This window comes from Achromobacter sp. DMS1, from assembly GCF_001270295.1.
In genome coordinates, this window is record NZ_LHSJ01000105.1 from 1 (window position 1) to 12,500 (window position 12,500).

At 62.4% G+C, this 12,500-nt stretch carries 9 protein-coding genes and 4 pseudogenes; 6 read left to right on the top strand and 7 right to left on the bottom strand.

The window, feature by feature from the left end; genetic code table 11:
* Positions 1 to 646: pseudogene (locus tag AD428_RS13775) on the top strand (sulfite exporter TauE/SafE family protein); the annotation flags it as partial.
* Between the two features lie 76 nt (positions 647 to 722).
* On the opposite strand, the pseudogene AD428_RS13780 reads toward AD428_RS13775, so the two are convergent.
* Positions 723 to 1,333: pseudogene (locus AD428_RS13780) on the bottom strand (glutathione S-transferase).
* Between the two features lie 175 nt (positions 1,334 to 1,508).
* Between AD428_RS13780 and purB the strand changes: the two are divergent.
* A pseudogene (gene purB / locus AD428_RS26130) lies at positions 1,509 to 2,410 on the top strand (adenylosuccinate lyase); the annotation flags it as partial.
* Positions 2,396 to 3,232 (top strand): annotated as a pseudogene (locus AD428_RS26135) (MFS transporter); the annotation flags it as partial. The pseudogenes purB and AD428_RS26135, both read left to right, overlap by 15 nt.
* A 754-nt stretch (positions 3,233 to 3,986) precedes the next feature.
* On the opposite strand, the gene AD428_RS13800 reads toward AD428_RS26135, so the two are convergent.
* Complete coding sequence (locus tag AD428_RS13800; protein WP_053245564.1) at positions 3,987 to 4,838, bottom strand: class I SAM-dependent methyltransferase; 852 nt, start codon at positions 4,836 to 4,838, stop codon at positions 3,987 to 3,989.
* A gap of 587 nt (positions 4,839 to 5,425) precedes the next feature.
* On the opposite strand from AD428_RS13800, the gene AD428_RS13805 reads away from it, so the two are divergent.
* The 3 genes from AD428_RS13805 to AD428_RS13810 all read left to right on the top strand — a co-directional run bounded on the left by AD428_RS13805 (position 5,426) and on the right by AD428_RS13810 (position 8,035).
* Positions 5,426 to 6,568, top strand: coding sequence for an STY4528 family pathogenicity island replication protein (locus AD428_RS13805; protein ID WP_053245565.1), 1,143 nt, complete (start codon positions 5,426 to 5,428; stop codon positions 6,566 to 6,568).
* Positions 6,569 to 6,571: 3 nt separating this feature from the next.
* Positions 6,572 to 6,697 (top strand): hypothetical protein, encoded by a 126-nt coding sequence (locus AD428_RS28905; RefSeq protein ID WP_255352257.1) that lies wholly within the window; start codon positions 6,572 to 6,574, stop codon positions 6,695 to 6,697.
* A gap of 474 nt (positions 6,698 to 7,171) precedes the next feature.
* Entirely contained in the window at positions 7,172 to 8,035 is an 864-nt protein-coding gene (locus tag AD428_RS13810) for an integrase domain-containing protein (protein ID WP_053245566.1), read from the top strand.
* Between the two features lie 47 nt (positions 8,036 to 8,082).
* On the opposite strand, the gene AD428_RS13815 is transcribed toward AD428_RS13810, so the two are convergent.
* The 5 genes from AD428_RS13815 to AD428_RS25025 all read right to left on the bottom strand — a co-directional run.
* Positions 8,083 to 9,798, bottom strand: coding sequence for a DUF262 domain-containing protein (locus AD428_RS13815; RefSeq protein ID WP_053245567.1), 1,716 nt, complete (start codon positions 9,796 to 9,798; stop codon positions 8,083 to 8,085).
* A 13-nt stretch (positions 9,799 to 9,811) separates the two neighbouring features.
* Positions 9,812 to 10,579 (bottom strand): HNH endonuclease, encoded by a 768-nt coding sequence (locus tag AD428_RS13820; protein ID WP_053245578.1) that lies wholly within the window; start codon positions 10,577 to 10,579, stop codon positions 9,812 to 9,814.
* Positions 10,576 to 11,274 carry an RNA ligase family protein gene (locus AD428_RS13825; protein ID WP_053245568.1) on the bottom strand — a complete coding sequence of 233 codons (699 nt, stop codon included), beginning with the start codon at positions 11,272 to 11,274 and terminating at the stop codon, positions 10,576 to 10,578. Before AD428_RS13825 ends, AD428_RS13820 begins: the two co-directional genes overlap by 4 nt.
* Complete coding sequence (locus AD428_RS13830; protein ID WP_053245569.1) at positions 11,271 to 11,813, bottom strand: hypothetical protein; 543 nt, start codon at positions 11,811 to 11,813, stop codon at positions 11,271 to 11,273. The genes AD428_RS13825 and AD428_RS13830 overlap by 4 nt, the downstream gene beginning before the upstream one ends.
* On the bottom strand, positions 11,794 to 12,500 hold a 707-nt coding region (locus tag AD428_RS25025), incomplete at its 5' end, for an AAA family ATPase (protein WP_152968091.1). The genes AD428_RS13830 and AD428_RS25025, both read right to left, overlap by 20 nt.

Sequence of the window (12,500 nt, forward strand, 5' to 3'; positions counted from 1 at the left end):
ACGTCCATCCTCTTTACCTCGATTTCCAGCGTCCGGGCGCACCATCAGCGCGGCACCATACGCTGGGGCATCGTGGCGGCCATGGCGCCGGGCATCATCGTCGGCGGCCTGCTGTCGGGCGGCGCGGTGTTTGCCGCGCTCAACACGCTCTGGCTGTCGCTGTTCTTCGCGCTCTTCGTCGGTTATTCGGGCTGGAACATGCTGCGCAACAAGAAGCCCAAGCCCAGCCGCCAGATGCCGGGAGTGGTGGGCACCTCGGCGGCGGGCGCCGGCATCGGCTTCTTGTCGGGGCTGGTGGGCGCCGGCGGCGGCTTCCTGTCCGTGCCCTTCATGGTCTGGTGCAACGTGGCCCTGCACAATGCCGTGTCCACCTCCGCCGCCCTGGGTTTTCCCATCGCGCTGGCCAACAGCGTGGGGTATGTGGTGTCCGGCCTGTCCGAAGGCGCGTCGCAGCCCGGCATGATCGGGTTCATTTACTGGCCGGCGCTGGTGGCGCTGGTGTGCACCAGCGTGCTGACCGCGCCGCTGGGCGCGCGCATGGCGCACCGCCTGCCGGTGGCCACGCTCAAGCGGGTCTTCGCCTGCCTGCTGTTCGCGCTGGCGCTACATGCTGGTCAAGGCCTGGCAGACCTACGCGGCGGGCTGAGCCCCGCCGGCGCGAACGAAACGCGCCTGGAGGCGGCGTTTTCGCTGGGGCGCGAGGCGCGGGGAGCGCGCGTCCCTCAGGCCGTCCGGGGCACGGTGTCGATGAACGACTGGCGCTGCGAAAGCTTTTCGAACAGGCGGGTGAGGTTCTCGTGGCGGGAGCGCCAGCCGAGATCGGCGAAGCGCAGGTCGAGGTAGCCCAGGGCGCAGCCCACGGCGATATCGGCCAGGCTGTAGTTGATGCCCATGCAGTAGGCGTTTTCGCCCAGGCTCTTGTTCATGGCGTCGAGGCTGGCGTGGATCTTGCCGTACTGGCGGGCGATCCATTCGGGGCTGCGCTGCGACTCGGGACGCTGGTTTTCCTTGACGACCGTGACACAGGCGTCCAGCACGCCGTCGGCGATGGCCTCCCAGCACTTCACGCCGCGCGGTCGCGGCCGGGCTGCGGAATGAGGCGGGCAACCGGGGACAGGGTGTCGAGATACTCGACGATGACGCGCGAATCGAACAGGGCTCCGCCGTCTTCCATGACCAGGCACGGCACCTTGCCCAGCGGGTTGTACGTTTGGATCTGCGTGTCGGCGGACCAGACGTTTTCGAGTTCGAGCCGGTAGTCCAGCTTTTTCTCGGCCATGACGATACGCACTTTGCGCACGTAAGGACTGGTAAGCGAGCCGATCAGTTTCATGGAGTCACAAGCGGAGTCGGAAAGCGGCCGAAGTATAGCAGGCTGCATGGCGGCCCCGCCGTCGCAAGCCTGCGGTTTAGCCAGTTTGCCACAATGTGGGGCCCCCCCGGATGATAAAATCGTCGGGTTTTCCCCGTCCGACGGCCTTTTCCCTCCAGACCCCCCTTCCAGACCCATGCAGATCGCCAACCAGCTCAGCCAACTCAACGCTCTTTCGCCACTGGATGGCCGCTACGCTTCCCGCGGCGACGCGCTGCGCGGCCTGCTGTCGGAGGCGGGCTTCATGGCGCACCGCGTCGAGGTCGAGGTGGCCTGGCTCATCGCGCTTTCCGACGCCGGCCTGCCCGAGCTGCCGCCCTTCGGCGGCCGCCCGCAAGCACCTGCTCTCGCTGGTCCAGCATTTCTCCGAGGCCGACGCGGCCCGCATCAAGGAAATCGAGCGCGTCACGAACCACGACGTGAAAGCCGTGGAATACTGGCTCAAGGAAAAAGTGGCCGACGACGCCGAACTGGCCCGCGCCGCCGAGTTCATCCATTTCGCCTGCACCTCCGAAGACATCAACAATACCTCGCACGCGCTCATGCTGACGCGCGCGCGCGACCGGGTGCTGGTGCCGCGCCTGCGCGAAATCGCCGCCAAGCTCACCGAAATGGCCGCGGCGCATGCCGACCAGCCCATGCTGTCGCGCACCCACGGCCAGCCGGCCAGCCCCACCACCCTGGGCAAGGAGTTCGCCAACGTGGCCGCGCGCCTGGATCGCGCCATCGCGGCCGTGGCGGCCGTCGAGCCGCTGGCCAAGCTCAACGGCGCCACCGGCAACTACAACGCCCATCTCTCGGCCTATCCCGAGATCGACTGGCCCGCTTTCAGCCAGCGCGTGCTGGCCGGCCTGGGCCTGACGCAGAACCGCCACACCATCCAGATCGAGCCGCATGACTGGATGTCCGCGCTGTTCGACGCGGTGGCGCGCGCCAACATCATCATCCTGGACCTGGATCGCGATATCTGGGGCTACGTCTCGCTGGGCTACTTCAAGCAACGGCTCAAGGAAGGCGAGGTGGGCTCCTCCACCCCTGCCGGAATCCTCCGATCCCCAGGACCGCCATTTCGACGGCTCCGCCCAGCTCCTGGGCGCACTTGCCCTGGGCGGCCTGGCTTACGCCGCCATCCAGTCCCACACCTCGCCCGCCGCCGCCCTCGCCGCATTCCTGATCGCCCTCGCCTCGCTCGCCCTCTTCCTCCGCGAAGAAAAGCGCCGCGGCTCCGCCGCCCTCGTTCCCCTCGGCCTCTTCCGCTCCCGCCCCTTTTGCGGCGCCTGCGGCGCCACCGCCGGCATGACCTTCGGCATGTACGGCGCCCTCTTCCTGCTCCCCCTCGCCTGGCAAGTCGCCGGCCGCTTCGACGCGGTGCAGACCGGCCTCGCCCTCATGCCCATGGCGCTCGTCTTCGTCACCGTCTCCCCCTGCTCCGCCGCCGTCGCCGCGCGATACGGCTCGCGCGTCGCCGCCGCCGGCGGACTCGCCATCATCGGCACGGGCCTCCTGCTGATCGGCGCCAGCGCACACCTCGCCTCCGTGCTGCCCGCAGGGTTCGGGCTGGCCCTCACCGGCCTGGGCATGGGCCTGGCCACCGGCCCCCTCATGGGTGCCGCCATCGGCGCCGTTCCCGCCGCACGCGCCGGCACCGCCAGCGCCCTCATCAACGTCGCCCGGATGGTGGGAGCAACGGCGGGAGTGGCGTTGCTGGGGACGGTTTATGCAATAGCGGGCGGCGGCGTGGAAGGGTTGCGGGCGGCGATGGCGGCAGGGGGCGCCGTGCAGGTTGCGTGCGCGGCGGGAACGTGGGTGGCGATGAAAGAGAAAGCCGTGCTCCCTCCCGACCATGAGCCAGGCCCTTGAATCGGACGGCTCCGAATAGAGCCTGCATCAGAGCCAGTATCGCCTCATGGTGTCGAATGGCGCCTGGGCAACTGGGACATGGCATGAGCTATTGCTATTCAAAACCATTGCTTCGCCCATCTCCGGCCCGACCTGTTCCACCACGAATTCAGCGCCAAACTGGACAAGCCAAGCGGTGTCTCCCGCCACCCTGACTGGCTAAGCAAGCACGCCCGGCTGATTGGGCGGCCCCAGGAAGCATTCGCGCGCTACAACCGGCCAAATGCGGTCTTCCCCTGGCGACCGGGGTGGCATGCGAAGCATGGGACTTCGGAACGCTGTCAACGCTATTCAGCGGCATACGCCAAGTCGAACAGGATGCCATTGGCTGCCGAACCGCAACGGGTCAGCCGGTTTGAATCTGACCCGCCTGCATGCGTCGCTTCCTGTCGCTGAAGATCACCCTCCACCTGCTGGGCAACGTCAACCCGCGGTCGATGTTGGCCGGCGAAAATGAAAACGCATCTGCAGACAACCAAAAACCCTCAGCAGCTTCCCCGCCGAAGCAGGGTCATCGAGAGGAGCCGTGTTGACGGGAATTCCAGGCCCGGCAAAGCGGCTCGTCAATCGCCCCGCCAGGGCGACGTTAGGAGTTCTTGACCCGTCCGGGTTCTGTGACACGGCCGCCCGGATATCGCACCAGCGGGCGCCGGGTGGAATGGAAGCCTGGTACCGCCACAGCATGCGGAAGTGCCGCGGCCCAAGGCCGGGCGGTTCAGGACAGCGTATCGATCAGCCGGCGCATGCGCTGGATGTGGTCGTCCATTTCGAATACGAAGAAATTGACGGGAGACAGAATGCCGCCGACCGCATACAGATCGCCTTGTCGCACCGTGTTCTCGGCATACTCCCGCGCCACGGCCACGTCGGGAGCGGAAACGCCCCGCGCCTCGAGATGGCGGACCTGTTCTTTCAAATATTCGAGCTGCTTGCCGACGAAAACGTGAGGATCGTCGCCCGAAGCGACCGGCCCGGTTTCCGGGCGTATCGGACAGGGTTTCACCGGCTCGAGCGTATAAATGATCTGATCCACCACATTGGTGCTCGTGGAACGCGCGAGAAACCGGGACTTCTCGTCGAGATCGCGATACTCCGGAAAATAGAAAAAGCCGATCTTGCGCGTCCGGAACTCGATGCCCAGTTCGCTATTGGCGGAATAACGCAACCCCCATTGCCGGCAACTGGGCGTTTCGTACTGGTACTTGGGCAGCGCGTCCGTCTCCGCGTCGGAGGAAAAAAAGCGGAACGTATGCTCGTTGAAACAGATCTGGTTGTTATGGAACGGATTGGCATAGTTGATCGTCGTCGTGAAGTACGGCACCACGATCTTGAACTGCCCCTCCGGCTTCAATACGCGGTACACCTCTGACATGACGTTGAAGAATCCGTCCAGCGTCAGGTGCTCCAGGGCATGCGAGGAAAACGCGAAATCGACGCTGTTATCCTCGAACGGAAATTTTTCCCGGTTCAGGTCCAGCACCACGTCGGCATCGCTCATGGGCGAGAAATCGATGCCGACCGAACCGGCCATCTTCTTGCGGCCGCAGCCGATATCAATGGAAATCATGAATTTCTCGACAAAGCGGATCTGATGAAAAGGAAGACGAAACGCGCGCCCCCTCGCCCGTTTTCCGCCTTCCGCATGACAGCGAACTGTAGCCCGACTGCCGCGGAAATGGGTAGTGCCCCGCCGCCCCGCATCGGGCGCCGCAGCTCGACCCGCCGGGTCCGCCGGCACCGGCGCGGCCAGCGCCGCGAAGCAATCGCGTCGCCCCAATGCAAACCCCGGGGCGCACCCGGGGAGATGGCGGCGTTTCGGGAACCCCGGCGCTTTGACGCGAGGCCCCCGGGAAGGGAAGCGCCTGGTCAGACGTTAATCACACGTTTAAACGTTGATCGGTCTGCAAAGGGCCGTGAACACTAGGTTTCGCGGGGAAATCGGGCCACGGCCTTTGCGGGAATTGCTGGAAGTACCCCCAGTTGTACCCCCAAGGGGGTATCGGGATGATAGATCAGTCTGGATGCCGGTGCCAGCGCTGAGCCTGCCGGATAAAACGGGTATGGCGCAGACCGCATTGTTGGCTGACGCATGGAGCGGTACGCGATGAGATGCAGGGGAACGGGCCACTGTGGCCCAAACCTTGGAGAACTCCCATGGCAGACCATCACAACCGCCACAATCCGCTGGGGCAAGACGCCCTGTTCACTACGCCGGCCTCGCTCATGCTCGACGCCCGCCTCACGCCGTTGGAGCGCAACGGCATGCTGCGCTCTGCGGAAGGCATCAGCCCGCTGGCAAATCTGGGGCAGTTGCGCCGCTATCTCACCTCCACCCCGCTGGGGCAGAGGGCCGGGTACGAGACGGCCCGGCGCGTTCTCGTCGTGCTTCGGCTGACGGGGTGGATCAGTCTGGTAGGCCAGCAACGCGACCCTCTGACCGGCCATGTGCTCAGCGAGCTGTATCAGGCTCACGAAAGCGCCCTCGACTTCCAACAGGCTTGCACGCTCGATGCCTGCCTGCCCGCGCTTCTGAAATCTTCCATCGGCCACGAAAACAACCAGGTGGATCGGGTGGCCATTCACATTCAGGCAACGCTGGCGCAGGCACCTGAAGCCGCCTCCATTGCGACCCACGATCAGCTCGGCGATGACGATGATTTGCCCCCTATGTCACCGTCTCAGGCGAACGAGGCAGCCGACCCACTGCCATTGTCCGGCGATTCCGCTGGCAGCACGCTTGTTCCGCAACAGACCGGGCATGCTCGCCACATGACGGGTGAGCAGAGCAGTACGTATAAGACGTATATGTATAAAAAAGAACGTACGTACCGCGCGCGCGAAGGCGACGGCGATCCGGCATCGCAGTCTGTGAGCTTGCCGCCTTGCCTGAGCAATGCCCAGGCAGATCAGCAAAAGGACGTGCAGAACGCCTTGCGGCGGCTGCCTCCGCAGCATCGCCAGGAAGTGCTGGACGAATTGCAGGCTCGCGCCCAAAGCGGCACCGTACGCAATGCCGTTGCCTACTTCTTCGCCTTGGTGAAGCGCGTCTTCGCAGGCGAGTTCCGCCTGTGGGCAGGACGCAAGGAGATGTCTGCCAGCCCAAGGACTGCCGAGAATCGGCCCGCCGCTCCGCCGCGTACGGAAGACCGCCCTGAACCGACGGCGCAACCGGCATCGCGTGAAACCGCCCTGGCGCACATCGCCAACATCCGCAAGATCATGAACACCTCGACGAACGCTGAGGACATCGCAGCGCAGGCTATGCAGACCAGGGGATGGCAGCAGCACCCTGCGTAGCAAATGCTGCTGCAAAACGCGGTCGTCACTGCACGCCGCAGTGACGACCCGCGCAACACCGCCAACAATGCGGGCGAAAGCCAGTTCCTATTGCGTGCGGCATACATGATGATGGCGGCTCTAAACTGACCGGGCAGTTGCCAAGACCGATGGGCTTCGTACATCGGCCCCCCCGACAGCGCAGGTTCCTGCAAGCGCTGGCCCGTCAGGGCGGACCCACCCCAGGTATGCCCAGGCTCCGACCGCATACCGGCCCTACCCAAGGGCGGAGCCTTCTTCGTCTGTTTGATCTCATCCCTACTCCGCCGCCTGGCGCACTGTCCTTTGCGGCAATTGCCTGTGCGCAAGGTACAGGGCTGCCGCTGCATTTCTCATCCCACTCACTTCATAGGAGGACTCGTCCACGTTCGCATCACTTTCGTCTTGTAGTAACTCCGTCCGGGCTTCCAGCAGGAAGCAAGACGGACGCCTCATTCGAGGCTCTGGTGTCTCCTGAACACCATGCCCTTGCCCTCACGGGATCTCGCCTTGGCGAGCTGGCACCAACACTAACCACTGAATTTCAGGACGACGCAGTACGGCGCTTTGCTTGGAGGCCGGACGATGGACGACTTGACCTACACCCTGCGGCAGCTTTGCCAGCGCAACCGTGACGGCAGCCACAACACACAGGCCGACCGGATGCGTTCGCTGTCGCTGGCCGCGCGGCAACTACGTGAGGCCGGTTTCCGGCAGATGAAAGCATCGTCGCTCAAGGGCAAGCACGTCCAGGCGCTGCTGGATCGCTGGCAAGGCGAAGGCTTGTCATCCGGCACCATCAAGAATCGGCTTTCTCATCTGCGCTGGTGGGTCGAGAAGATCGGCAAGTCGGGCATCTTACCGGCGGACAACATGCAGCTTGGCGTGGCCGAGCGCCGCTATGTGACCAACGTCAGCAAGGCCAGAGAACTGGGCACAGGTCTTGAACAGATTACCGATGTCCACGTGCGCATGAGCCTTCAGCTACAGGCCGCCTTCGGATTACGTCGGGAGGAAGCGATCAAGTTCCAGCCCAGTTACGCAGATCGGGGCGACCACATCGCCCTCAAGGGATCGTGGACCAAGGGCGGTCGGGAGCGAACTGTGCCCATCACCACGAGAGAGCAACGCGACGCGCTCCACGCAGCACACCGCCTGGCGGGCACAGGATCACTGATCCCGGCAAACAAGACCTACATCCAGCAGCGGCACGTCTACGATGGACAATGCAAGGCGGCAGGTCTGAGTCATATGCATGGCCTTCGCCATCAGTACGCGCAAAGCCGTTATGAGACGTTGACGGGGAGGCCGCCGCCAGCGGCAGGTGGACCAGTAGCCACGGAGTTAAGTCCAACGCAGCGCATAGAAGACCGCCATGCTCGTCAGACCATCAGCCGTGAGTTGGGACACGAGCGCGTTAAAATCACTGCCATCTACCTCGGTAGCTAGGTCAGGCAGTATGAGCCCCCTGGCTACATACACAGCCGTCCATCGGCTCAATCTGCAGGCCCAACAAACGTGTTCAGCGCCGTTGCAATCCTCTTGCGTCGCTCAAGCAAGAAAGCCTTGTAGCTTTCCACTTCCAGCAGCGATGCCTCAACCGGGATGCACTGTGCTGCGAACGCCGGCTCGCCAAGCTGGTCCACCAGCGGAGGCAGGTAAACCGCCGGGGCCTTGTCGCTGATCGCGAGATTCGTCTTGCCGCCGATGAAGGCCAGATTGGCGATGTCATCCGCCTCGCGGGCACTGAAGCTGGTCTTCAGTACGGCTTTGGGAAAGATGTGATGGAACTGCAAGCGATGCTGGACGCCCGAATGATCCAGAGCAATAGCCAGATGGCTGCGCCAATCTTTCGCACCCGCAGCGCGGAAAGCCAGGAACATGGTCTTGAACAGCGCGCTGCGCTGGTTGCGGCCTTCCAGCTCCTCCGCAGTAATGTCCAGGCGGCCGAACTGCAGGCGCAGTCGGTCGATCAGCTCGCTCACCGCTCCGCCCTGACGAATACTTGCCAAATCCTGATCCAGAATGGTTTCGCTGGAGCCTCGGGAGAAGCGGCCTTTGGCATTGGCCATCAGCGCCCAATAGCGCAGTTGGCGGGCCTCATCGTTGCTCAGCGCATAGTTGCGGCTGTGTCCGAAATACGCCAGCACCACCAGCAGGAAGGGCGACGACAGCAGCGCCGGGCTATCGATGCCCAGATTGCTACGCAGGAAGTTGAGCGCGAATTCCATGCCCTCGCAGGCTTCTTTCCACGCCTTCTGCAGCTTCTCGACGCTCAGGTTACCAACGATCTGGAAACGTGATTGACCGGTGGCAAACGCCATCAGGTTCTTCAGGTGCAAACCGAGATCGAGGTCAAAGCCCGTCTTGGCACAGGCCTTCTGAAAATCCTGGAACGTCTGCAGCGAGTGCCGCCACTTGGCGGTGATCTGCGCCAGAGCCAAGTCGGAACTGCGCAGCTTGGCTCCCAGTGAATTGACCCGGACGAAGATTTCCGTGACCTCATCGTAGGAAAGCGTCCGTTCCAGTACATCCATCCGATAAACGTACTTGCGGATGCCACGTAGCCGGGCCAGGCGCTGGCTGTACTTCTCGTAACGAGGATCGTCAAAACCACTGATGCCCGCAAGTTTGAGGAACGGCGCATCGTTGTCGGTCTTGAACACTTCCGACACTTTCACCCAATGCGGCAACTGCTCCAGCTTCCTCGTGGCCACCACGAAAGTCATCTTGTTGAAGCGCTTGAGCAGTTCGTCCTCGGTCGAGTCCGTCTCATCGCCAATCAGTTCGCTATCGTCGTCAACATCGTCCTCGTCGTCGCCGCTCTCTTCCACTTCGGTCACGACCGCCAACTGGTCGGGATGTTCCAAGTTGAACAGCAAGTCGATAGGCCGACGACGGCCGCGCACCGATACTGGCTCGCCACGAATGACGGCAGAGAGCGATGTCAGACGCTGCTGACCATCCAGCAGAAGCCGCATGCTCTGGTAAGGATTCGTGCTCTGGCTGACCGCGAAATCCTGCAGCGGCACAGCTTCATCCGTTTCCCAAAGCAGGATTGCGCCAGATGGGTAACCGCGATACAGCGAATCCAGCAGATCGCGCACTCGCGTGGAGCGCCACACATACTGGCGCTGCATCTCTGGCAAGCGCAGTTCGCCCCGCTCGATCATTGATACCAGTTCTTCAACGCTTGCTTCGGCCTTGGCCATGTTTTTCCTTCGATCAGGCACCGAGCAGGAAGCGCTCGCGGTGCCACTGTAAATAATGCCGGTGCTCGCTGGCCAGCCAGCGCAACGTCATTCCCGAATGAATGCCAAGCCCAGGTAGATCGCTTTGGGACAGGCGGGTGCTGGTCAGCAGATGCCCGGTATCGTCGAAGCTGATCAGAAAGCGATCGAACAGCGCATCGAGATTGGCCACCAGCAGAAAGCCGTTGAAGGCATCCAACCGCTCGGCGTCGTCGGCACATTCGGCCCAGGGTTTGGCATGGCTGGCACGCAGGGCTTCAGTCACCGCGACGCCAGTCACTGCGCAGGAACCGCCCCAGTAGGTCAGCAAGGCATCGCGGTAATGCGCCTGCCCCACGCGCTGACGCACCAGGCGTTCGACTTCCGTGCCCCGGGCTCCGGCAGACATCGTCTCGACAGCTTGCACCACGGCCGCGTGGTAGTCGCGCACTGCCTGATTCGGCAAGGCCTGCGACAGACTGGCCGTGCGGCGCAAGAGAGCCGCCAAATCGGGCAGGGTCAGCACACAAAACACGTCATCAGCTCCGGCCCGCGGTTGGAAACTACGCAACAGTTCCGGCAGCAGCGCGGGCGTAGCCGGTTGAAGGCGCAAGCCGAAGCCATCGGCCGATGCCGTCACTATCGCCTGGCTGCGATGGCGGGCCGAAGCCAGTATTACCGCATCGCCAGCGGATGACAGCACGTGCTCAAAGCCGTTGTCGTGGCCGGTTTTTTCGATGATGGTGCGTTGCAAAGGATTCATGTCCGCGTCCAATCTACCCGGTTCCACTCGATGGCGCGCTTGCGCCAATGGGTGTCGATCGCTTGGGCGAAATCCGGGCGCACCAACTTGGCACGCGCCTCGCACCAGTCGGCTGATTCGCGCCGTACCACCACACCTTCCAGCGGCAGCTCGGCGCGATAGTGACTGGCTGTATCCATAACCAATTGCTTCAGCGCGGCCAGGGTGGTGCGGCCACTCAATATCCGCGGCACAGTGAACAATCCGGCTTCTGAGGCCAGCGCGTTGCACCGGGAGGTGCTCCAAAAACGCCTCTTGCTGCGGTCATAGACATCGAACAGCAGAAACCAGTCGGGCAGCGTGTCGTAATCCAGTGAATGGCGTGCGGCGCACCATTCGCCGAACAGCATCAACTCAGGACGCAGCACGGCAAGCAAGCTGGATTTGTGTTGCGCCAGCCATGCGGGTAAACGCGCAAACTGACCAACATAGGGCTCGCCCAGATACTGGCCGCGATTCTGAGCAAGCACGGTGCCGTCGGGTGATAGAGACAGGCCGAGATTCGCACCGTCGAGCTTCTCCTCCACGACCACATCGCCAGACAACAGCGCCTGCGCTTCGGTGGGCGACAACACCTTGTCGTCGCGTGGCACGCCGTCTTTGGCTAGCCAGGCGAGGTGCGGAGTCGTGGGAAAACGAAAGAAGGTGGCTGTCATAGGTACCCAATCCTGTCCTGATACCACGCAGCAGGCAGCAAGGGCAGAAAGAAAATTCCGAAATCCTCCAATTGCGTTCTTGCGATATGCCAGTCAGTTTCCGCACCGTAGACGATAGGAGGTGATTCTTCGAACATAATCATCGCGGCCAATGCACAAGCAATCCACTTGCGATCCTCACGGTCGGTGACGATTGCTTCGTGTTCAACTGCCAACACGGCGATATGTTCCCCATTGCCTTCGAACGTGTCGATTGGCACATCATCGACCTGCATCCGATCTCGCTTGCTCTGCAACACCTGCAGCCCGTACTCCTGTTCCTGCCAGTTGTACGGCATGTTGCGCTCGTACTCCGCCAGCACCAACCCGGCGTCATCCAGCACCATATGGTCGTCCGACTGATCGAACTGCACCAGCCACTCGTAGACCGACTCTCGCAATTCAATCTCGCGCGGCATGGCGCGTGTAGCGACGTTGGACAGCTCGGAGATCGCACTGGCGGCGAGCATCACGTTAGTATCAATTAGGAACATCGCCATCTTTTGCTCTCAACTCTTTCGCTCGTTTGATGGCTAGTGCCGTTTGCTCGCGAGTCTCCCCCAAGATGTCTCCAAAAAAATGCTTGGGCCAGTTTTTTACCCGCCCAAGATCATCAACTTCCAAAGGCAGAAGGTTGGCATTTTTGCCATCACGTTCAACGAAATACATGGCGGCGGCAGCAACGGACACTTCTTCGCGGGCAATCAAGGTCTGCATGCGGCGAAACAAATGTTCTGAATGCGTCTCGACGATGAACTGAACGTTGCGCTCCTTGCTTACGTGCGCCAGCAACTCAGCCAGCTTGCTCTGTGCCAGAGGGTGTAGATGGCTTTCTGGTTCTTCGACGATCACGATATGGCCGGGCTGGGCAAACAGGGTGGCCACAATGACGGGAAGCACCTGCGACACCCCCACTCCAACGTCTTTGAGGTTACTGGCCTGGCCATCGGCTTCCACCAGCAACTCATAACGCGCTGAATTGCCAAGGGCGCGAACGGAAAGACCATGTGCCAGATCCATCTCCTTCAGCCAATAAACCGTTTGCTCGAAGAGATAGGCTTCCGCTGGCAAGGCTTGACTGCGTCTCTTGGCTTGCTGGCACGCCACACCGCTGGCAATCAACGCATCCACGGCTTTGGCACCGTCGTCGCCGATATGTGTCAACGCCGGTTGAAAACTGACCCACT

Coding starts and splice junctions, on each gene's coding strand:
- AD428_RS13800 (WP_053245564.1), bottom strand. CDS start 4,838: ATGATTTCCATTGATATCGGCTGCGGCCGCAAGAAGATGGCCGGTTCG.
- AD428_RS13805 (WP_053245565.1), top strand. CDS start 5,426: ATGGCAGACCATCACAACCGCCACAATCCGCTGGGGCAAGACGCCCTG.
- AD428_RS28905 (WP_255352257.1), top strand. CDS start 6,572: ATGCTGCTGCAAAACGCGGTCGTCACTGCACGCCGCAGTGACGACCCG.
- AD428_RS13810 (WP_053245566.1), top strand. CDS start 7,172: ATGGACGACTTGACCTACACCCTGCGGCAGCTTTGCCAGCGCAACCGT.
- AD428_RS13815 (WP_053245567.1), bottom strand. CDS start 9,798: ATGGCCAAGGCCGAAGCAAGCGTTGAAGAACTGGTATCAATGATCGAG.
- AD428_RS13820 (WP_053245578.1), bottom strand. CDS start 10,579: ATGAATCCTTTGCAACGCACCATCATCGAAAAAACCGGCCACGACAAC.
- AD428_RS13825 (WP_053245568.1), bottom strand. CDS start 11,274: ATGACAGCCACCTTCTTTCGTTTTCCCACGACTCCGCACCTCGCCTGG.
- AD428_RS13830 (WP_053245569.1), bottom strand. CDS start 11,813: ATGGCGATGTTCCTAATTGATACTAACGTGATGCTCGCCGCCAGTGCG.